We start from the raw sequence: 18,647 nt of genomic DNA, 5'->3' as shown, positions 1-18,647 counted from the left end.
GCTAAATACCTGCTGAGGCGGGGAATGGGCGCCGGAAGTAGGCGTTCGAGTTGGGCAGGTACATCGCCACGATGGCCACGATCGCCACCAGTGCGTGCGCGATGGCGACCGCTCCGTTGCTCTGGAACTCCACGAACACGCCGAGCAGCCCCAGCACGCCGAGGATGGTCAGCGTGTTGCGCGCCCACACCCGGCCGCGCAGCATGAACACGGCCGCCACGATGCGGAACACCGCCACCGCGACGATGAGGATGCCCACCACGACCACCACGGCCACGGTCGCGGCCGCCGCGTCGTCGTCGAGCCCGACCACCGCCGCGACCAGGGCAGCGCCGGCGATCGCCCCGATGCCCCCGATGATCGAGAGGATCGCCTCGGCCAGCCACAGCCCGAACGAGAGCTTGACCTCCCAAGGCGACGCGACGAGGGCGGTTTCGCCCGTGAATTCGGGGCCGGAGAGTTCGCTGTCGGTCATGCGACGACCCTATCGGTCATCCCACTCCGTGACGGGAGTCGCGCAGGTGTTGCGGAAGACGTATTGCGACGGCAGCTTGCGCTCGTGGCTCGACCAGTCGATCGCGGGCCGCTCGGCCGACTCCGGTAGGTAGCCGAGCCGGTACACGGCCATCAGCTCCAGGTCGTCGGGCACGCCCAGCAGCTGCTCGATGAGGGCCCACTTGCCCGGCACCTCCATCGGGAACGAGACGAACTGGATGCCCATCCCGAGCTCCACGGTCGTCAACCACACGTTCTCCATGGCGGCGCCCATGCTGAACACGGAATAGAACGACGACAGCTCGCCGGGCCGGTACTCAGCGCGGTCGAGCATCACGCCGATGAGGAGCGGCGACCCGGCGACGAGCTTGCGGTTCTCCTCACCGAGCGTCTGCGGCACGTGGAAGGTGTTCATCATCTTCTGGCCGCGCGGGGTGAACACCTGCTTCGTGAACGGGCGGAGCGGCGCGGGCAGCTTGTCGAAGAGCATCCCGCTGCGCTTCTCGGCCATCTCGGCGGCGCTGAAGCGGAAGTACGGCTTGTAGCGCTCGAAGAAGGTGCCGTTCGACATCGCCTCGGTCATGCTCTCGCCGCTGATGCGGGCGATCTGCTCGATCGTGGCCCGTTCGTCGACGAGCACGAACCGCCACGGCTGGCTGTTCAACTGCGAGGGCGCACGCCCGGCCACCTCCATCAGCAGGCGCTGGTGCTCCTCGCTCACCGGGTCGGGACGGAACGGACCGTTGGTGGTCTTGCGCCGACGGACGACATCGAGAAAGTCCATGGTTACCTCCGGGTGGTGGCGAGGATGAGGCTGGTCACGAAGAACGGGGCGGCGCTGAGCGCGAGCGCCACATGGCCGCCGGTGCGGGCGCTCACGCGGGGGATCGCGGCCAGCGGCGCGGCGGCCGGAAGCAGCGCCAGGGCGGCGCGGTCGTCGCCGGCGTCACGCCCGCGATTCCAGGCGAGCGAGCTCGCGGCGGCCGCGGCGAGCACGCAGGTGCTGATGTAGACGGCGTGGTGCACCCACCGGATGCGCCGAGTATCGACGAGACGGGTCGCCACCGCGGTGCCCAGCGCGCAGTTGGCGAGGTAGCTCGCGCTCGCCGCGACGAAGAGCGGGCGAGGGGTCATGGCGTCAGGATACGCGCATCCGTCGTTCCTCGACTGTGACGGATGCGCGGGGCTGAGTTCGGGAAATCACCCCCGGATGCGGGTGCAATCGGACGGCGCCAGTGCCACACTGGGAAAGGTGACGAATCTTCCACCCGACTCCGGACAGAACGACAACCCCGAGGGCGAGAAGGAGGCGGCGGTTCCCCCCGTTCCGCCGCGGCCCGAACAGCCCGAGGTGCCTCCCGTGGCGCCGCCGCCGGCCGCTCCGCCGACGCCGCCGGCCGCCCCGGCCGCGCCACCTGCTCCTCCCGCTGCGCCGTCGGCACCGCCCGTGCCGCCCGCACCGAGTGGCGCACCCGGCGGTGCGTACCCGCCGGTCCCGCCGGCGCCGCCCGCGTACCAGCCTGAGGCCTACGCGCAGGTGCCGCCGGGCCAGGTGCCCCCGGGCCAGGTCCCGCCCGGCCAGTACGGCCAGGCGCCGCAGTACGGCGCGCCCCCGCCCGCGGCCCCGCCGAGCAGGGTGAACGGTCTGGCGATCGCCTCGATCATCGTGGGCGGGGTCGCCTTCATCGGCGCCTTCATCCCGTTCCTCAACTACGCGGTCTGGTTCGTCGCGCTGGTGGGTCTCGTGCTCGGCATCATCGCGCTCGTGCGCAAGGGCAAGAGCAAGGGGCTGGCGATCGGTGGCACGATCCTGTCGGGGGTGGCGCTCATCCTCTCGATCGTGCTGGCCATCGTGTACACCTTCGGCTTCATCGCCGCGGTGAACGACGCCGTCGACGAGGGGCTGTCGAGCATCACGCCCGTGCCCATGGACCCGCTGCCCTCCGACGACCCGTTCGCGACCGACGAGCCCGACGACGGCACGGGCGACGTGATCGCCGCACAGTTCGGCCAGGTGGTGACCTACGACGACGGCATGCAGATCTCGGTCTCCGCGCCTTCGCCCTTCACTCCGTCGGGCACCGCGGTCGGCGCCGATCAGGCCACGAACCTCGCGTTCACGGTCACGATCTTCAACGGCACCTCGGCCGACTACCAGCCGTTCTCGTTCTCCACGGTCACCTCCGGTGGGGTGGATGCGAGCCTCATCATCGATCCGGACAACGGCATCCAGGGTCTGCCGCCGGTCGACACGATCGCGGCCGGCCAGACCGTCACCTACACCGAGGCCTACTCGGTGGCGGATGCGAACGACATCACCTACGACGTCGCGCCCGGCTTCGAGTACACCCCGGCCAGCTTCACCAACTAGCCCTGCGGTACTGACCCTTTCGTCCCGTCCGCCCCGAACTGGGGGCGGGCGGGACGAATCCGTCTGCCGACGGCAACGGACCTGAAACCTCCTCGAAACACCGGACCGGCATCATCGACCTGCACCACCGGTCGCTGAGACCGCCGCACCGCCTGCACTGCCAGCACCGAACGCACCGCCCGCACCTCTGCATCTCATGCACTGCCTGCACCGCCCGTTCCGTCCGCACTGCCGTCATCGTCCGGTTCCACAGCACCCGAGGAGCTTCCGCATGCCCGATTTCCGCGCGCCGTCCGCCACTTCGTCCACCTCCGCCGCCGCCACCGTCCCCGCCGTCGAGCGGGCGGTGTCACGCCGAACCGTCGTCACCGCGGCCGCGTGGACGCTGCCCGTCGTCGCCGTGGCCGTCGCGACACCGCTCGCCGCCGCATCCGACCTCACGGCCACCCTCGATCTCGTGCCCGCGTTCGGGCAGCCGTCGAACCCCACCAACGTCAAGGCCGTACCGCTGAGCGTGAAGGTCTTCGACCAGAACGGGGTCGATGACTGGACGGGGAGCTTCGATCTCGAGGTGTTCTTCACGCCCGACGACTCCGTCATCTACGTGGTCACCGGCGTCAGCAACCCGCAGCCGTCGGCGGCGAGCCTCGCGGCCGGCTGGGCGTTCACGGGCTGGGGGACTCCGGGGCCGAACGGCGTCTACAGCGCCAAGTACCAGTTCAGCGGCACCATCCTGAACGGCAACGCAGCTCAGCTGGTGGTGGACACGAACGCGAACCCCGTGGAGTTCTTCACCTTCGAGCGCGTCGGTTCACCCGCGGCGCCGTTCTCGACCATCCGCACGGTCACCATCTCGAACGTGGCGGGTGTGCCCAACACCGACCAGACCGCGAACAACTCGACCCCGCAGGCCATCACCTACTCCTGGTGAGAGGTGCCCTTCACCGCGCCGACCAGCCGCCGTCCATCGCGTAGCTCGCCCCCGTGACCATGGCGGCATCGTCGGTCGCGAGCCACGCCACCAGTGAGCCGACCTCGGCCGGTTCGACGAGCCGCTTGATGGCGCTTTCCGTGAGCAACACCTGGCTGAGCACCTCCGACTCGGCGATGCCGTGCAGCGTGGCCTGGTCGGCGATCTGGCGCTCGACCAGCGGGGTGCGCACGTATCCGGGATTGACGCAGTTGCTCGTCACACCGTGCGGGCCGCCCTCGAGCGCCGTCACTTTCGAGAAGCCCTCCAGGCCGTGCTTGGCGGCAACGTAGGCGCTCTTGTAAGCCGAGGCGCGAAGGCCGTGCACCGATGACACGTTGATCACCCGTCCGAATCCGCGGGTATACATGTGTGGCAGGGCGGCGCGCACGAGCAGGAACGGCACCTCGAGCATCAGTGCGATGATGCGGCGGAAGTCGGCCGGGTCGAAGTCCTGGATGGGGCTGATGCTCTGCACCCCGGCGTTGTTCACCAGGATGTCGATGGGGGAGAGGATGTCTGCCAGCCGGCGATCCTCCAGTGCAGCCGGCTCCAGGAGGTCCACGGCCCAGGCGGTGCCGCCGACATCGGCCGCCACGGCCGCAGCCGCATCGCCGTCTCGGTCGGCCACCACCACCTGTGCCCCGCGCTGCGCGAGCGCCCGCACCGTTGCGGCGCCGATCCCGCTCGCCCCGCCCGTGACGAGAGCGCGCCGGCCCGCCAACGGGAGACTCACGCTCATGGTCGGCTCCTTCTCCATGGGCTGCTCCTTCTCGGTCCTCGTCGACCGGCGGTGACATCGTCGACAGGACGAGTATTCGTGCAGATCTCTGAGGGGACAATGGCCAGTTGGTCGCAGCGGGTGTGCATAATTGCAGATGTGCAGCCCGGAACGCCGACGACCGCCCCTGGTCCGCCCGATCCGCAGGATCTGCTCGTGCTCCTCTCCGTGGCGCGCACGGGACGGTTCACGGCCGCGGCCGCGACGTTGGGCGTGAACCACACCACCATCTCCCGACGGATCGCGACATTGGAGCGCCGTCTCGGTGGGCGCTTGCTCACGCGGGCCGGCGGTGGTTGGCAGGTCACCCCCTTGGGTCGACAGGCCGTGCACGCCGCCGAGGCCATCGAGTCGGCGATGACGATGCTGGCGGCCGATCCCGCCGACCCGGCCGAACCGCCTCGGCTGAGCGGTGTGGTCCGCATGTCGGCGACGGACGGCTTCAGTGCATTTGTGGCGGCACCGGCGGTGGCCCGGTTGCAGCGGCGCCATCCGGATCTGCGGGTGGAGATCGTGACCGTGACGCGCCGGGCACTGCAGCACCGCTTCGGCCTCGACATCGAGGTCGTCGTGGGGCGCCCCCAGGTCAACCGGGCCGAGACCTTCGAGCTCGGCGAGTACACGCTCGGCATGTATGCCTCGCGCGATTACCTCGAACGCAACGGGACGCCTGCTACGGCGGAGGAGTTGTGCGAGCATCCGCTCGTCTACTTCATCGACTCGATGCTCGAGGTCGATGATCTCGATGCGCCGCGCAGGCTCGTTCCGGCCATGCGCGATTCGCTGACGTCGACGAACGTCTTCGTGCACGTCGAGGCGACGAGGGCGGGTGCGGGGGTCGGCTTCCTTCCCTGTTTCGTGGCCGACCGGCACCCCGATCTGGTGCGCCTGCTCCCCGACGAGTTCGTCGAGAAACTCTCCTACTGGATGGTGGTGCGCCCCGACGCGCTGGCCCTACCGGCGGTCGCCGCCGTCGCGCAGACCCTCCGCGACCACACCAAGTCGATGTCCCGAGAACTTCTCGGCGTCACCCCGGAACCGGCGGCGTCCCCGAGTGACCGAGGAAGTGGCCCAGACAGAGCCCCCGAGGGGCGGGGCGCGCGACGCCGCAGAAGCGGCGGTGTCCCGGAGCCACGTGAGTAGTGGCCTCGACATCCACCCCGAGCCGCGGGGCGCGCTGCGCCGCAGAAGCGGCGGCGCAGCGAACAGCACAGAGGGGATGACGGGAATCGAACCCGCCGTCAGTTCCCCTCGCCGTGGCTAAGTTGTCAGTGTTTATGCGGGTAGACGAGGTTTCGCCTAGTCACCAGAATAGGGCTTCCTGCCCCTGAATTGTAGGCGTGCCTACATTGCCTACACAGTTCGCCCAGCGCGATTCCTGGCGCTATGCTCGGTCCAGGATTTCTGAGGGGGAGTCGATGCATATCATCCGCCGCGTGCCGCTATGGGGGTGGGGGATTGCGCTGCTATTGGTTATCACGGTGGCTGCAGCCATCACAATTCCGGCTGTCTTGCAGCACAATCGCGAGCAAGGTTTCTTGAACGCTCTCGATAGGGACGGATCAACCAGCGTGGGGAAGTTGCCCGACGAGCAGTTGCTGGTTTCGATGCGTGTGAACTGCGACAAGATTGCGGACGGTTGGACGATAGAGCAGGAGGTTGCGGCGGCTCAGACAAATTGGGCAGCCGTGCAGGGCTCATCGCGGGTTACTGAGGCGGAGTACATGGCGAACGTGCGTGCGTTGTTCACCGCCGCAGAGGCTTTCTGCTAGGCGTCTCGAGGCATAGTGCGTGCGGCGGTTTCGCGGTGTCTCTGTTCCATGCGTGCCCTGATCCGGTACACGAGCTGCGGGTTGTACGGCAGCGCGTCGGGGTCGCGGACGATCGCGTTGAGTCTCTGTTGGTATCGGACGGCGGTGAGTCCGAGTTGTCGCCGCGACCGCATTTCTTTCTCCCACCTTCCGGTTGCCCAGTTGGTTTCTTCGAAGTCGAGGATGTGTTTGTCGTCTGGTGTGAGCATGACGGTATTGTGCCGCCGGCCACCGACATGGGAGTTTTGCCGGAGTTTTGCTTGACCCTTCACTGCCGCGTAAAGGGCAACAAAGTTCCGTTGTCGGTGCCTGCTCGTACCCTGTTCTCATGTCGCGCCCGTACGAGAAACCGTCATGGCATCCGGTCCAGACCCTTCGAGCCACGGAATGGGCGATGCCGAAGCCTGGGACGCGTGAACGGTTCGCGGTGATCTCCCACCTGCTCGGCGACGACGGGTGGGCGTATTGGGCGGTCACGGTAACCGGTGAGAGGTTGGGGCCGTTCCCGACATTGGAGGACGCTGCAGCGCGCGTCTACCGGTCAGCGCTTCACAAGAGCGTGCGGCCCGAGTTGAATGAGACACCGCCCTCACACGATTGACTGTCGGTGGGTGGTGGGAGGATCGGGGTATGAGGATCACGTCCACGATTCGTAACGTCGAAACCCGCGAACTCGACACTGTTGAAGTTGAGGCGGGCGACTACGACACCGGGTACACGGAATTGCGTGGCATGGTGCCAGCGGGGTGGCAGATGCTCAACGTGGGGGTCGAGCGGTAAACGAGAAAAGAGCCCCTGACCTCCCGAGGGAAGCCAGGGGCTCGAGGTCTTTACACCCAGCGTTCGACCGTGACGGACCGGACCGTTGCGCTGCGGGCAGAACTCGTGGTGCTGTTGTTCGCCAGACGGAACGACGGTGCCACGGTACCGATATCCATCAACGATCCAACAGACGGCCACACGTCGATTACGGTGTCGTCCATCATCAGGTACACGTCCTTATCCACGCAGTCGAGCAGCAGGGACACGTCGTACTTCCTGGCGTTCTGGAAGTACGGGAACCCTGACTGGATCAGCTTCGTGGTGCTCGCCGCCGTGACAGCGATCAGTGTCGGTTCCGCGGTGGAGTCGGTGCGGAACTTACCGAACCGCACTCCTCGGGTTGGTGTGGCGGCGTCGGTGAGACAGACCTGAAGTATTCCCATGGTGGTTCCTGCAGAACTTGCGTCGAACCGGATACGGAACCTGACTGCACGGTATTTCGTGAGATCCAACGTGGGACCGGTGAGGATAGCCGACCTCGAGATAGCTGCGGCGGTGGACATGAACAACCCTGGTACGGCTGTGGTGGGGACCTGGATTGTGTAGGTGGCACCCTCACCGATGGTGGATGCGGTGGTGGGGTACGTGGTCAGCCACGACGGGAGTGTGCCGTCGCTGCCGTCCCAGTAGTGGCGTGCTGTCGGTTCCCCGAGGAGGGGGCGGCTGTTCTGGTCGAAGTCGATCATCAGTAGATCTCTCCAATCCCGAACGCGCCCTGGTGGCCCCCGGAGCGGTACATGAAGAAGCACCGGCCCTGGAAGGTGAACACGTTCCCGAGGGCGTCGAAGTTCGCGTCCGAGTCCTCCCATGCTGCGTCCGCGCCGGTGTCGAGCTCGGTTGGCGGTTCGGCCAGCGCGTTCATCGACGTGGATAGGACACCCGTGACAAGGGTCTGGTCGTTGACGAGCCCCCCGGATTGGCGCGGCCCGACACGGAACAGGGCAGTGGGCCGGCCGCGGAACGCGAACAGGTCCATGTGGGAGGCCGCCCACCCGATGTCAGCCGTGGCCGGCCCGTTGGTCGCTGATGCGGCTGCGGAGTCCGTGGTGGGCGTTCCGGTGATCGCGATGCTCTTGCCGGGCATGAGCCGGATCATCTCTTTGCCGTTGCTCATCGTCCGCACGTCCCGCTGGAACGTGACATCGTTCGTGGGCCGGCGTCGCCACATCGTCCGCTGGCCACGGATAGTTCCCCCGAAGAGGGAGTAGGCGTACTCGCGGCCGCTGATCACCCATCGGCGCAGGTAGCCGGTGTGGCCGTCCCCTGGGTCGGTGGGGAGCACGTCGGCGGCGATGCCGCCCACTGTCCAGTTGACGAGGTCGGTGGAGTATCCCCACTTCGTCACCTGTGACCCGACCGCGGCCGGCACGACCGGGGACTCGGCCGCGTTGCGGATCGAGTAGGTGGAGACGAACTTGCCGAGGCGTTCGTCCCACCACACCCACGGAGTCTCGTGCTGGATGCCGCCCGTGTCGTCCCGGAACACGAGACCCCGGTCGGTGAACGGCCCGAACGGACTGGGGGCGGTCGCCGCGAACATGCCCGACTGGTTGTGGAGGGTCGAGTGGTCGGTGGAGTAGAACAGCCACCACCGCTTGTTCGGGTCCGCGTGGGCCGCGAACTCGACCATGTTGGCGTGGGTGATCGACCCGGCCACCGTGACCTGCGAGAAGTCGAACACCGGGGAGCCGTCAAGCTCGGGAGCACGCCGGAATCGCGGACGCGACGACTCGTTCTGCGGCGACGGCGACGCCATCACCGCCACCTCGGCGAGCGTGGTGACAGACGCGTATCGGGCTCCGAGCTCGGCGGTCGTGGCAGAGGATTCGTCGGCTACCCTTGAGGCGATCTGAGCATCTGCGATGGTGCCGACGCTCTCGGCGGCGTCTTTGGCTGCTAGGGCTTCGTCGCGGAATCCTTCCGCTTCGTCACGCCACCCCTTAGCCTGCTCGGCCCAAGTCGGTCCGTACTCGGGGTTCGTGACGGCATCCACGGCCGTCACCCCGTCTGGGTATGCGATTCCCGTGGGGGCGGCGTCCGGGATTTGGAACAGCACCGCAGCGCCCCCGCCAACGACCTGGTTGCGCTTGTCGAGGAATGTGACCCGCATCTGCCAGGTCACTTTCTCCCCGTTGGAGTCGGTGTCTTCCAGGCCCTCGATCACGAACTCCGCGTCAGAGGTCTGGTAGGTGACCACGACAGGCCAGTTCACGGCACCATCGGCGCGTTGGAACTGGTACGCGGGCGCGATACCGATCGTTGCCGACCCGCGCGACTGGGTGGGCACACTGTTGCCGATGAGAAGCGGCACAGTCAGGTTATGGGCGCTCACAGTGCCGCCTTTCAATCAGGGCAAACAAAAAGCCCCATGACGGGGCAGAGGGTAGAGCGGGAGTGGGGTCAGGCGGAGTGCTTGCCCGTAGGCACATTGGGGCTCGTGACCGTCAGCTGGAAGATTCCGAAGAGGCCGGCGACGATGATCGCGGCAGGCCCGGTCACGTCTGAATAGTTGATCGCCTCAATGGCACCGTCCACGAGGGTCGCGATGGACAGGATGAGGGTTGCGCCGGCCAGAACGTTACCGGCGATCTTCCGAACCAGCGGGTTCTGGACGATCACGTTCGGGGTGTAAGTGGGGTTGGGGTTACTCATTCTGTGCTCCTTAGTTTCTGTCTGATCCACTGCGGTGGGATGGTGTCTTCGATCTCGGCGATGTCTGCCGGGTCGAGGTTTGGGCCGGTCGACTCGCCCGTCCACTGGGCTGCGATCGCCCTGAGGATGCGGGTGAATGCTGAGGTGCGTCGCACGTCACGGTTCTCGAACTCGTCGAGGCGGGTGTAGACGCGATCCAGTTCGGCCTTCACTCGGGCGTCAATCCGTGCGTCAAGAGCGGTCTTCGCGTCCGCCTTGGTCTTACCTTTCGTGCCCGCAAGCAACGCCAAACCGCCGAACACGGAACCCGCGAGACCGAGGACGGCAACGATGATTCCTGCTATCCACTGCTCCGGGCTCATGCGGTGGCCTCTTCCGCGTTGCGTTCCTTCCACTCCTCGCCGAGGAGATTGAGGCGAAACAGGGCAAGTGGGAGCCCCCAGGCCAGCATCGCAACCACGAACAGGTTCGTGAACGGCTTCTCCGACAGAAGCAGAATCGTTGCGATGTAGCTGACGACCATGCCCAGAAGCAGCACTTTCCCGACCATCTCCACGGGCCACAAATGTGGGAACGCAACCCCGGCCAAACAAACGGCGGCGACGACCATCATGGTGATGCCGAGCAGATCGATGATTGTCGGCGGGAACAGCCTGTTGAGGATGTTCGAACCTTGATCGAACGCGAAGTATCCGGCGATGATCGCGATCACGTCGTAGAGCGGAAGCCACACCCGTTTCAGGTTGCGGTACTTCCACTCGTCTAACGGGATCGCGCCCTCAGCCCAGATTGTCGCGGCGAACAATCGACGCATGAGATACCCCTCTCGAGGGTCGAGGAGGGGTTTAGTCCTTCGGCTGGATGTCGGCCTTGATCTTCGCGAGATCGGGGGCGACAGCGGCAGGCAGGGACGACTTGATGTCTTCCACGTCATCACTCACGTCATCCAGGACAGCGCCGAGCTTCGCGAACCCGGCAGTGACCATCGACCGCAGACCGGCGCTGGGGTTCTCGTTGCCGGTCAGGGCCCACTTGTTCACCCCGACCCAGCCGCGCAGCTCATCCAACTTCTGTTCGATGCGGTACAGGCGCACAACCGTGTCGACCACTCCAGCGTTCGTTGCCGCCGCAAAAGACCGGTCAGCGTCTGTGTACATGTCGTCCTCCTCAATAGGGGTGATGGTGTCCGCGCTGAAGCCGGACAGGTCAACTTGGGGGTCGCCGCGCACGGCGTAATGCCACGACTCCTGCGGCAGCATGGTGCGGATCAGCCCGACCATCGCTGCGAGCTCGGTGCGCAACCCGATGTCGTCGGCGTCCCAATCGACCGCCCCAACATCCCAGTCGCCATGATTCGAGTAACCCGGTGCTGCCGCGTTTCCGGGGTATCCGCGGTCGGTCCAGTACTGCTTCCAGTACACCTGCGCGTCGTAGTCGCGGTAGATCTCGTTCGGGGTGATGTAGCCGCCAGGGTTGCGGCGCATGTACTCCCGTTCCACCCACGCCACACGGCGTGCCATGTCCGGGGACGCCTTACAGCCGCGGTAGACGACGAGCGCAGAGTCGGGTGCTCGACCATTCGGATACAACGCCATGACGGCCTCCTTAAACGACGAAAGCCCCGACTAGCGGGGCTCGAGAGAATAGGTCAGGAGGTGCGGGGTTTCGCGCCAACCTCCACCGTTGTGTCACCGGTCTCCCAGTCCACAAAATTCGTGAGATCCAACCAAGTCGTCTCCCACGACGAATCAGCCTTCGTGAACCCGCGGAAATACACGCCCATCCCGCGACGGATCGGCCACGTCTGACCCACACACCGGATGATCTCCGGGTAAATGACCTGCCCCCGGTACAGGACTTGGTTGTTCTCGTCGTAGATGCCACGCAACCGGTCGAACACGTACACGTTGTCACCAACACGCACATCCGCACCAATGTCGTACGACACCGACGAAACCGTCAACTCCTGATGCGGGTAACGGAACTTACCGAAATCCTTCGCCGCCGCAGCATCCGCCGCGGTCTGCGCGTCAGTCGGTGACGTGCCATCCGGGAGGTTGCCGAACTCCTCTGTCAGCAAGTCCATGTCGATCGCGGAACCGTCAGGGCCACGGTACGGAACGTTCAGTTCAGTGACGCCACCATCCCCGAACCCGACAACAGGGGCCTCCTCCGTGCCCAAATAGTGCACGGCGCGGCGCACCCAATCCTCAAGATCCCGTTCAACCTCAAGATCCCCGACAATGCCGGTGATGTTGTAATCACGGCCACCGTCACCCTTACGGCGAACAACCACCGCAGTCGGGTCCATCTGGAACAAATCAGCGGGCAGACCGGCGTCGAACGAGAAGTCAGGGTTCACCCGCCACTCCGCGCCGAAGTACTCGCACACCTCATCAAGAGGCAGCCGCAACCCCGTCCGGTGGTACCACTTCAGAAACCCGCCAGCGATCGACGACACCGTACCAGCGGTCAACGCGTCAGGTCGGATAGCGTCAATCCACCCCTCAAACGTGCCGTCAACCTCGTCCCCGAAACGGCCCGGATACGAGGGCCCCTTACCGTCCTCATCACCAATCCACACCGCCAACCCGGCACCGGACATCTCAAACTCAGACGGCTGCTTCCGGTACACACCCGCATACCGCGCAAGTGACAGAATCCCATCACCCAACCCAAGATCAACCGGTGTCGCCGTGATCACCACATGCCCGAACCCGACCCCGGGTCGGCGCACATCCAACAGGTCAAGAACATGCCGGGGAGTGTCGTCGTGCAGCGTCAGGCCCCACGCCCCAACACCCATCAGCCGTTCCGTGACCGTCACTCAGACTCACCCCACTCTTCAATGGATGGAGCATCCGGTGCGAGCTCGACCGACCACTTGCCGACGCCCAGAATCTTCTCCGTGATGCTCACTGCGCCACCACCGACTGCTTCTCAGATGCCGCCCAAAACCACTCATCCACGCTCCGCGCAGAATCATCCGTGCGCGCACCATACGTAACGCCATCCGTCATGCCGAAACAGAACTGCCAATCCGGGACCGGAATCGACACAGGGCCGAAATTCGGGGGACTACTCGTCGGCACGTTCGACGCAACAAACTTCGTCACACCACTGACCGTCTTATCCCACCCCGCCGGGTCAACATCCCCAGGAGACGAGAAATTAGACAACGAAACCATCGTCCCCAAACCACCAGCCTGCGAGTACACCGTCTGCACGTACCGTGCCCCACGCCGCAACGTCAGATCCACCGTGAACGGCACCCACCCGAAACTCGACAGCAACCGAACCGTCACAGCCTCCGGCGAATTCCGCGACACCGTGATCGTGTGCGGGGCAGGCAACGTCGACGTAGGCAACAGTTTCTTGAACGTGATCGACTCCCACACCGACCACTCCGAACCCAGCCACATTCGGAACTGCAACGCGAACCCGGCCTCAAAGAACGGGCGAACCTCCAAAAGCCCATTCCCCAACACCCACGAACCCACCACATTCTGGGGTTGACGGCCAACAACAACCCGCAACGGGTCACCCATCCGCAACGTCGCCGCCGCATCATAAAAACGGGCCGGGTCAATGTAATACGCGATCATCGACGAATCCGAACGCGCCTCACACGCCACCACATCACCCGACTCACCAGGACGCGTGAACAGTTCCGCCACACCATTCCGCTGCGGCAACCCAGTCACCCGGTACACCTCAAGCGCAGACTCAGCAGACGCCGGCAACCCAAACCCATTCGACCGCGAACCCCAACCCGTCGTGTCCGACCGCATCAAACCAAGCTGCGTCAACTCCACCAACGGGGCAGCGAAACCCTGCACACGCACCAGATCAACAGACCAATCCAACACACCATACGGGGCACCTTTGGGTGACGAATCCACGCTGAGACCCGTCACCCGGTAGAAGCCGTTGATCTCTGGCTGTTCCGACCAGACGACGGGAACGAAGTCCTCGTCCGCCTGCTCCACATAGCCGAGCATCTGCTCCCGAACAACCAACGCCTCAGCTACCGCGTCAGAGCCGTCACCCCACTTCGTGTGCCCAGAAACGCGAACCCCGGAACCGCCAGATGACCAGCCGTGAACCTCACCAGTCGTATTCTCGAGACCCACCCGACCGAGTTGAAATGTGCCCACCGTCGACTCCTACCTTCTACCGAAGCGCGCGAGTATTGGCGCGCTGACCATCAGCAATGAGTTGGCTGCTGTTGCCGATCGTGCTGCGAACAATCCCCTCGAAGGTCTGACCGCCAATATCGACAACCACGCGGGCACCAGCCAGCGAAACTGTCGGGCTCACATTCACTCGACTCGACACGGCTCCACCGTTGGCGTAACCCATGCCGCTGTGCAGCCCCGCTCGGAACGAATAAACGCCTGCCTGGCCGCCGAGAGCAGCCACGTCAGCAGCAGTAAGAACATGCTCACCGTTCGAAAGCAGCCGCGGCACACGGTCGTCTCGAGGCCCACCAGGACCGTAAACAGCACCGCCAGTAGCCTGACCCTGAACACGGAAAATCTGATCCGTCTCCACCGTCACGCCAATAGACGTGCGCCGGATCTCCGGAACCGAGTTCAACAGGTCAAGCACCCGCTGAATGTCCTGGTTCGCCTGCGCTGTCTCCGCAATCATCGTGAACTGCTTCTCAGTCGGAATTGCATAGATCTTGTCAGCCAAGATCTGCGCCTGATCAGCCGTGGCACCCAGCTGCATGGCGCGATCGATCACAGCCTGACGACCAGCCTCGAGCGTCGACCGATAGTTGGCCGTGTTACCGTCCAGGTTGAACTGTGCGAGAGCGGCAGCTTGCGAATCAGATGCCATACCGCGCAGCATCTCCGCATTTGCGGACCCTGAAGCGGTGGCCTCATCCAAACCGAACGAGTAACCCTCGACACCCTCAGCAGCCTTCGCAATGTAGGCATCCACATCTGCGATGGCCTGCTGATAGGCGGCGTTCGTAGAAACGGCGTCTTGACCCACCTTGTTCGACTCGTTCACCGTGTCGATAAGGTCAAGAATTTGCTGGTTCAGATCCTGCGCTGTCTTCGCTGCGTCGCTGTAGGACTGTGCCGCGAATGAGCTCGTCTTCGCGGTTGACCCGAATGCCACCGACAGCAGGTTCTGCTGCTTCTCAAGATCAGACCCAGAGGTGAGACTGATGCCTTCCTCGCCGGCCGCCAACTGCAGCGCATCCTTGTAATCGGTCATCGTGTTGATGAGCGTCACAGCCTGAAGATCCGTTAGACCGTATGCGTCACGCAACTGCCGCATCGCCGCTTGCGCAGCAGGTAGGTCCGTCTTAGCCAGATCGCCAAGGCTCGTGCCCAGGCTTCGGATCGAGTTCAACGCCCCGTACTCGTTAGCGCTGATGCTCAAGTTGTTGATCACGTTGTCCTGGCCGGCCTTGACCTTATCCAGCAGATTCGGAAGATCCGACAGGGCATCCTTGTAATCACCAAACACCGTCGCCGTAACCGCGTCGGACTTAGCTGCAGTTGCGAGCAAATCAGACGCGGTTTTCGCGGTCAGTAAGGCGTTAGTCAGTTCCTCCGCAGAGCTCTGCCCCGCCTTGATGAACTGAGTCAGTAGCGAAATACCAACCCCTGCTGCGGCGGTGGCAACACCCCACGGGCCGGTGAGGAAACTTGCTGTCGCCGACAGGGCTCGCCCTGCTCGGGATGTTGCTTGCGTCAACCGTGCAGCAGCACCCGCCACAGCCGGAATATCAGAACCGGAAAGGGTCTGCAGAGCTGAAGCGAACTCTGCCACCTTGGGGACCCCAATGAGGAAAGCGCCACCAGCGAGAGCAGCGGCAGCTGCCACCGCAGTCAAAGCCAACGCACCCTGCTGGATCAGTGGGGGTGCGGAACCAAATGCGTCCACCAGGCCAGTAGCGGTCTGCACCAAGAGCCGGAGAGCATCGTTCGCGCCCGAACCCGTCTTGATCAAAACGCTGTCAAACGCCCCACCAAGCTTTTCGATGTCCCCGTTGAGGTTGTCGAGCTTGATTCGCGCAGTCTCCGCTGCATACCCGCTGTCGTCGACCTTGGCGGTCCACTCGTTGATACCCTTCGCCCCGTTGGCGTACAGGACGTTAGCCGCGCGCACGGCATCATTACCAAAGATCGTTGCCAACGCTGCGTTGCGCTGCTCATCAGTCAGCCCACCGAGCTTGCCCTGCAACTGGTCGGCGATACCAGCGAAGGAAAGCATGTTCCCGGAAGAGTCATAGACGCTGATGCCGTACTGATCCATCACGTCACGCGCTTTTGTGGACGGATTCTGGAGAGCCAAGATGGCTGTCTTCAGCGAAGTTCCGGCATCCGATCCCAGGAGACCAGCAGCCGCGAACGCAGAAAGAGCGCCAGTAGTCTCCTCGATCGAGAAGCCGGCCTGCGAGGCGACGAGGCCGCCCTGGTTCAACGCCTGCGACAGGTCCTCAACCGAACCTTGAGCCTTACCAGCGCCCGCCGCGAGCAGGTCAGCGATGTGCGGCACCTGCTCGCCACTCAAAGAGAACTGAGTCATCGCAGTAGCAGCGATCTGAGCAGCGTCCGCCACCTCAAGACCGCCAGCCGACGCCAGATCGAGCGCCCCAGCCAGGCCGCCCTTGAGGATGTCTGCAGTAGAAACGCCAGCCTTGGCCAGCTCCTCGATCGCGTTCGCCGCTTCCTTCGCAGTGAACACCGTGGAAGCGCCGGCCTCGATCGCCGCGTCCCGCAGCAATGCCATGTTCGCCGTGGACTCGTGAGTAGCTGCCTGCACAGCCGACATGGCCTCGTCGAACTCCGCGTACTTAGCCACGGCCAGGCCGACCGCGGCGGCAGCAATGGCCCCAAAAGCCACCATGCCAACGCCGACCTGAGTCATCGCAGCGTTCTGCCGCTGAAACTTCTGCTCCGCGTCAGCCGCGGCATCCGCGGTTCCCTGCGTCGCCTTCTTAGCCGCGTTGAAGTTGGCGATGTAGCTCGAGACCTGTGCGGTGAGCGAGACTGCCACGGTACGGTTGGTCACAAGAACCTCCCGTCCGGGGCGTGTGGAGTTGTATGCTCAGGGCATGCCAAATAGGGGGACCTCGGCACCGGTGTGGCAGACGATTCTTCTCATCGGAGCTATCCAGCTCGTTGTGGGAATCGTCTTGATGCTCGTCGGCGCGCTAACGCAAGCCGGGACACTTCTAAGTGGCGGAGGCGATGTTGTAATCACAGGAGCGCTCACAGCCGTGGTCGGCGTGGTTCTCTCGTGGGTGCGGGCTCGCGCCTAGTACTCAACCTTCTCGACCGGGATGAAGATGCCGTTCGGGTTCCATGTATCGCCGTGCTCTCGACGCATTTCGTCCATCCGGTCGAGCTTGGCTTTCAAAGCCCAGTTCGTCTGATGGGGCTTTGCCACGTACCTATACGGAACGGAATACTCGGTGGGACTCGCCCCCGGATTCGTCGCCTCAGATAGCAGCATTCCTGTCTGCGGGTCGATGTCGTCCTCGTAAGCGCGAACAGCGATCAGCATGTCGATGTCGTCTTCAGAGAACTCAGCCCACATTTGCGACGGCGGCACACCCATCGAAAGGGCAAGTTTCAGTTCTGCGCGGAAGCGGGGGCTCCCGCCGATCCTTTTTTTAGTTCCTGCACACGAGCAGCCGGCCCCCACTCGTTCAGCTCCCAGATCGCATCCGAAAGCAGGGTAACTTCAGCGCCCGAAAGTGTCTCCCACACGTCATCCCACTGCTCAGCAGTGAGCGGCGTCTCAACATCATCCTCGAGCAGGTACCCCGACCGGACGGCAGCCATCTTGCAGGCACCGTGGAAGTTGTACCCGTACTGGGCATCCAGGGGAGCATCCAGCCGGAGAGGGTTTCGGGCCGTCAGCTCAACCCAATCCTTGCCAGGCATCCGGTAAAACCGGAACGTGGTGAGAGAGTGACGCTCTGACTCAAGCAGCCGCTCGAGCTCGGCACGTGCCTCCGCAGCCGGGTCTGCCGCGAGACGCGCATCCTTTGACGCCTCAAGAATCTGCTGCTCAAGCTCAGCGCGACGATCAGCCACATCCGCGTCGAAAGCCACCTGCACATCATTGAACTTCCGCGACGCACCCTTAGCGCGCGCCAACTTCTCCTCAAACGAGGACATGAAAACCTCCACCGACCACCGAACGAAAAGAGACCTGCCGGGCAACCCGGTGGAAAGCCACCCGGCAGGAGTTGTTACGCCGCGAGAGCGACGGGAGCGCCCACGACGTTGCCGATCGCAACTTCCTGAAGGATCGTGAACTTGCCGGTCCCATCGATCGGACCGGGGTTCTGCGCACCAAGAGTCACCTTGATGACACGCACCTTCTGAGAAGCCGCAGCAAGAGTCGAGTTCGGAATACTGCGACGCTCCACGAAGTACCCGCTAAGCCCCTCCTGGAGGACCACCGCGGCAGAACCCGAATCCGTCGAGTCAACATACTTCAGGGTCAGAGTCGTAGCCTTTCGACCAAGAGACTCAAGAGACTGCTTCAGGGTCAGGCGGTCATCCGGGTTCTTCTCCTGCGTGCCCGCAAGTGTCCAACCATCCGAAGTGAACGAGTAGGTCAGCCGGAACGAACCAGCAGCACCAATCTCCGTCGCAGCCTTCGGAGCAGACGTATCCGCAATGGTCGGAACCCACCAGATAGTGAGGTTGCCCGACTGATCAACAGCGGGCGGGGGAACAAGCGACTCGGCCACATCAGCCATGA

22 protein-coding genes are annotated in these 18,647 nt (G+C 64.2%); 5 read left to right on the top strand and 17 right to left on the bottom strand.

The genetic code is table 11. The annotated features are described in order from the left end of the window. Window position 1: 1 nt before the first annotated feature. From AC3WLB_RS01710 to AC3WLB_RS01700, 3 genes are read right to left on the bottom strand one after another with little or no spacing between them, the layout of a single operon-like run. Window positions 2–475 carry a hypothetical protein gene (locus tag AC3WLB_RS01710; protein WP_022895609.1) on the bottom strand — a complete coding sequence of 158 codons (474 nt, stop codon included), beginning with the start codon at window positions 473–475 and terminating at the stop codon, window positions 2–4. 9 nt (window positions 476–484) lie between these two features. Beyond that, a complete protein-coding gene (locus tag AC3WLB_RS01705; protein ID WP_022895610.1) occupies window positions 485–1,279 on the bottom strand; it encodes a nitroreductase family protein in 795 nt (264 codons plus the stop codon). A 2-nt stretch (window positions 1,280–1,281) separates the two neighbouring features. Next, window positions 1,282–1,629: a hypothetical protein gene (locus AC3WLB_RS01700; RefSeq protein WP_492502717.1), complete on the bottom strand. Its 348-nt coding sequence runs from the start codon at window positions 1,627–1,629 to the stop codon at window positions 1,282–1,284. Window positions 1,630–1,747: 118 nt separating this feature from the next. Here AC3WLB_RS01700 and AC3WLB_RS01695 point away from each other — a divergent pair, with 118 nt between their 5' ends. Both AC3WLB_RS01695 and AC3WLB_RS01690 read left to right on the top strand, forming a co-directional pair. Then, window positions 1,748–2,866: a DUF4190 domain-containing protein gene (locus tag AC3WLB_RS01695; RefSeq protein WP_492502715.1), complete on the top strand. Its 1,119-nt coding sequence runs from the start codon at window positions 1,748–1,750 to the stop codon at window positions 2,864–2,866. A 271-nt stretch (window positions 2,867–3,137) separates the two neighbouring features. Beyond that, the gene (locus AC3WLB_RS01690) at window positions 3,138–3,797 is read left to right on the top strand and encodes a hypothetical protein (protein ID WP_492502713.1); all 660 of its coding nucleotides are present in this window, start codon (window positions 3,138–3,140) and stop codon (window positions 3,795–3,797) included. 10 nt (window positions 3,798–3,807) lie between these two features. On the opposite strand, the gene AC3WLB_RS01685 is transcribed toward AC3WLB_RS01690, so the two are convergent. Continuing rightward, the gene (locus AC3WLB_RS01685; protein ID WP_492502711.1) at window positions 3,808–4,578 is read right to left on the bottom strand and encodes a 3-hydroxybutyrate dehydrogenase; all 771 of its coding nucleotides are present in this window, start codon (window positions 4,576–4,578) and stop codon (window positions 3,808–3,810) included. A 99-nt stretch (window positions 4,579–4,677) separates the two neighbouring features. Here AC3WLB_RS01685 and AC3WLB_RS01680 point away from each other — a divergent pair, with 99 nt between their 5' ends. Next, entirely contained in the window at window positions 4,678–5,760 is a 1,083-nt protein-coding gene (locus AC3WLB_RS01680; RefSeq protein WP_492502709.1) for a LysR family transcriptional regulator, read from the top strand. A 275-nt stretch (window positions 5,761–6,035) separates the two neighbouring features. After that, complete coding sequence (locus AC3WLB_RS01675) at window positions 6,036–6,389, top strand: hypothetical protein (protein WP_492502707.1); 354 nt, start codon at window positions 6,036–6,038, stop codon at window positions 6,387–6,389. Here the strand turns inward: AC3WLB_RS01675 and AC3WLB_RS01670 are convergent. After that, window positions 6,386–6,637 carry a DUF3263 domain-containing protein gene (locus AC3WLB_RS01670; protein WP_492502705.1) on the bottom strand — a complete coding sequence of 84 codons (252 nt, stop codon included), beginning with the start codon at window positions 6,635–6,637 and terminating at the stop codon, window positions 6,386–6,388. The genes AC3WLB_RS01675 and AC3WLB_RS01670 overlap by 4 nt on opposite strands. Window positions 6,638–7,058: 421 nt before the next feature. On the opposite strand from AC3WLB_RS01670, the gene AC3WLB_RS01665 reads away from it, so the two are divergent. After that, a complete protein-coding gene (locus AC3WLB_RS01665) occupies window positions 7,059–7,208 on the top strand; it encodes a hypothetical protein (protein WP_492502703.1) in 150 nt (49 codons plus the stop codon). Window positions 7,209–7,258: 50 nt separating this feature from the next. Here AC3WLB_RS01665 and AC3WLB_RS01660 read toward each other — a convergent pair whose 3' ends face one another. The 12 genes from AC3WLB_RS01660 to AC3WLB_RS01605 form a co-directional block, all read right to left on the bottom strand. Continuing rightward, window positions 7,259–7,936 carry a hypothetical protein gene (locus AC3WLB_RS01660; protein ID WP_492502701.1) on the bottom strand — a complete coding sequence of 226 codons (678 nt, stop codon included), beginning with the start codon at window positions 7,934–7,936 and terminating at the stop codon, window positions 7,259–7,261. Beyond that, the gene (locus AC3WLB_RS01655) at window positions 7,936–9,582 is read right to left on the bottom strand and encodes a hypothetical protein (protein WP_492502699.1); all 1,647 of its coding nucleotides are present in this window, start codon (window positions 9,580–9,582) and stop codon (window positions 7,936–7,938) included. The genes AC3WLB_RS01660 and AC3WLB_RS01655 overlap by 1 nt, the downstream gene beginning before the upstream one ends. 68 nt (window positions 9,583–9,650) lie before the next feature. After that, on the bottom strand, window positions 9,651–9,902 hold the full coding sequence (locus tag AC3WLB_RS01650) for a hypothetical protein (RefSeq protein ID WP_492502697.1): 252 nt from the start codon (window positions 9,900–9,902) through the stop codon (window positions 9,651–9,653). Next, window positions 9,899–10,264: a hypothetical protein gene (locus tag AC3WLB_RS01645; RefSeq protein WP_492502695.1), complete on the bottom strand. Its 366-nt coding sequence runs from the start codon at window positions 10,262–10,264 to the stop codon at window positions 9,899–9,901. The genes AC3WLB_RS01650 and AC3WLB_RS01645 overlap by 4 nt, the downstream gene beginning before the upstream one ends. Next, the gene (locus AC3WLB_RS01640) at window positions 10,261–10,716 is read right to left on the bottom strand and encodes a hypothetical protein (protein WP_492502693.1); all 456 of its coding nucleotides are present in this window, start codon (window positions 10,714–10,716) and stop codon (window positions 10,261–10,263) included. Before AC3WLB_RS01640 ends, AC3WLB_RS01645 begins: the two co-directional genes overlap by 4 nt. Window positions 10,717–10,747: 31 nt before the next feature. Next, entirely contained in the window at window positions 10,748–11,497 is a 750-nt protein-coding gene (locus AC3WLB_RS01635) for a M15 family metallopeptidase domain-containing protein (protein ID WP_492502691.1), read from the bottom strand. 53 nt (window positions 11,498–11,550) lie between these two features. Next, a complete protein-coding gene (locus tag AC3WLB_RS01630; protein WP_492502689.1) occupies window positions 11,551–12,729 on the bottom strand; it encodes a hypothetical protein in 1,179 nt (392 codons plus the stop codon). A gap of 88 nt (window positions 12,730–12,817) precedes the next feature. Further along, window positions 12,818–14,059, bottom strand: coding sequence for a hypothetical protein (locus AC3WLB_RS01625; protein ID WP_492502687.1), 1,242 nt, complete (start codon window positions 14,057–14,059; stop codon window positions 12,818–12,820). Between the two features lie 16 nt (window positions 14,060–14,075). Then, window positions 14,076–16,940: a phage tail tape measure protein gene (locus tag AC3WLB_RS01620; protein WP_492502685.1), complete on the bottom strand. Its 2,865-nt coding sequence runs from the start codon at window positions 16,938–16,940 to the stop codon at window positions 14,076–14,078. 246 nt (window positions 16,941–17,186) lie between these two features. Next, window positions 17,187–17,489, bottom strand: a complete 303-nt coding sequence (locus AC3WLB_RS01615) for a hypothetical protein (protein WP_492502683.1) — start codon at window positions 17,487–17,489, stop codon at window positions 17,187–17,189. Window positions 17,490–17,503: 14 nt separating this feature from the next. Continuing rightward, on the bottom strand, window positions 17,504–18,055 hold the full coding sequence (locus tag AC3WLB_RS01610) for a hypothetical protein (protein WP_492502681.1): 552 nt from the start codon (window positions 18,053–18,055) through the stop codon (window positions 17,504–17,506). Window positions 18,056–18,129: 74 nt separating this feature from the next. After that, window positions 18,130–18,645: a phage tail tube protein gene (locus tag AC3WLB_RS01605; RefSeq protein WP_492502679.1), complete on the bottom strand. Its 516-nt coding sequence runs from the start codon at window positions 18,643–18,645 to the stop codon at window positions 18,130–18,132. Window positions 18,646–18,647: the final 2 nt, after the last annotated feature.

The organism is Herbiconiux sp. FW305-C-125, from assembly GCF_058783455.1.
This window is presented reverse-complemented; position numbering and strand designations above follow the sequence as displayed.

Coding starts and splice junctions, on each gene's coding strand:
- AC3WLB_RS01710 (WP_022895609.1), bottom strand. CDS start 475: ATGACCGACAGCGAACTCTCCGGCCCCGAATTCACGGGCGAAACCGCC.
- AC3WLB_RS01705 (WP_022895610.1), bottom strand. CDS start 1,279: ATGGACTTTCTCGATGTCGTCCGTCGGCGCAAGACCACCAACGGTCCG.
- AC3WLB_RS01700 (WP_492502717.1), bottom strand. CDS start 1,629: ATGACCCCTCGCCCGCTCTTCGTCGCGGCGAGCGCGAGCTACCTCGCC.
- AC3WLB_RS01690 (WP_492502713.1), top strand. CDS start 3,138: ATGCCCGATTTCCGCGCGCCGTCCGCCACTTCGTCCACCTCCGCCGCC.
- AC3WLB_RS01685 (WP_492502711.1), bottom strand. CDS start 4,578: ATGAGCGTGAGTCTCCCGTTGGCGGGCCGGCGCGCTCTCGTCACGGGC.
- AC3WLB_RS01680 (WP_492502709.1), top strand. CDS start 4,678: ATGGCCAGTTGGTCGCAGCGGGTGTGCATAATTGCAGATGTGCAGCCC.
- AC3WLB_RS01675 (WP_492502707.1), top strand. CDS start 6,036: ATGCATATCATCCGCCGCGTGCCGCTATGGGGGTGGGGGATTGCGCTG.
- AC3WLB_RS01670 (WP_492502705.1), bottom strand. CDS start 6,637: ATGCTCACACCAGACGACAAACACATCCTCGACTTCGAAGAAACCAAC.
- AC3WLB_RS01665 (WP_492502703.1), top strand. CDS start 7,059: ATGAGGATCACGTCCACGATTCGTAACGTCGAAACCCGCGAACTCGAC.
- AC3WLB_RS01660 (WP_492502701.1), bottom strand. CDS start 7,936: ATGATCGACTTCGACCAGAACAGCCGCCCCCTCCTCGGGGAACCGACA.
- AC3WLB_RS01650 (WP_492502697.1), bottom strand. CDS start 9,902: ATGAGTAACCCCAACCCCACTTACACCCCGAACGTGATCGTCCAGAAC.
- AC3WLB_RS01645 (WP_492502695.1), bottom strand. CDS start 10,264: ATGAGCCCGGAGCAGTGGATAGCAGGAATCATCGTTGCCGTCCTCGGT.
- AC3WLB_RS01640 (WP_492502693.1), bottom strand. CDS start 10,716: ATGCGTCGATTGTTCGCCGCGACAATCTGGGCTGAGGGCGCGATCCCG.
- AC3WLB_RS01635 (WP_492502691.1), bottom strand. CDS start 11,497: ATGGCGTTGTATCCGAATGGTCGAGCACCCGACTCTGCGCTCGTCGTC.
- AC3WLB_RS01615 (WP_492502683.1), bottom strand. CDS start 17,489: ATGGGTGTGCCGCCGTCGCAAATGTGGGCTGAGTTCTCTGAAGACGAC.
- AC3WLB_RS01610 (WP_492502681.1), bottom strand. CDS start 18,055: ATGTCCTCGTTTGAGGAGAAGTTGGCGCGCGCTAAGGGTGCGTCGCGG.
- AC3WLB_RS01605 (WP_492502679.1), bottom strand. CDS start 18,645: ATGGCTGATGTGGCCGAGTCGCTTGTTCCCCCGCCCGCTGTTGATCAG.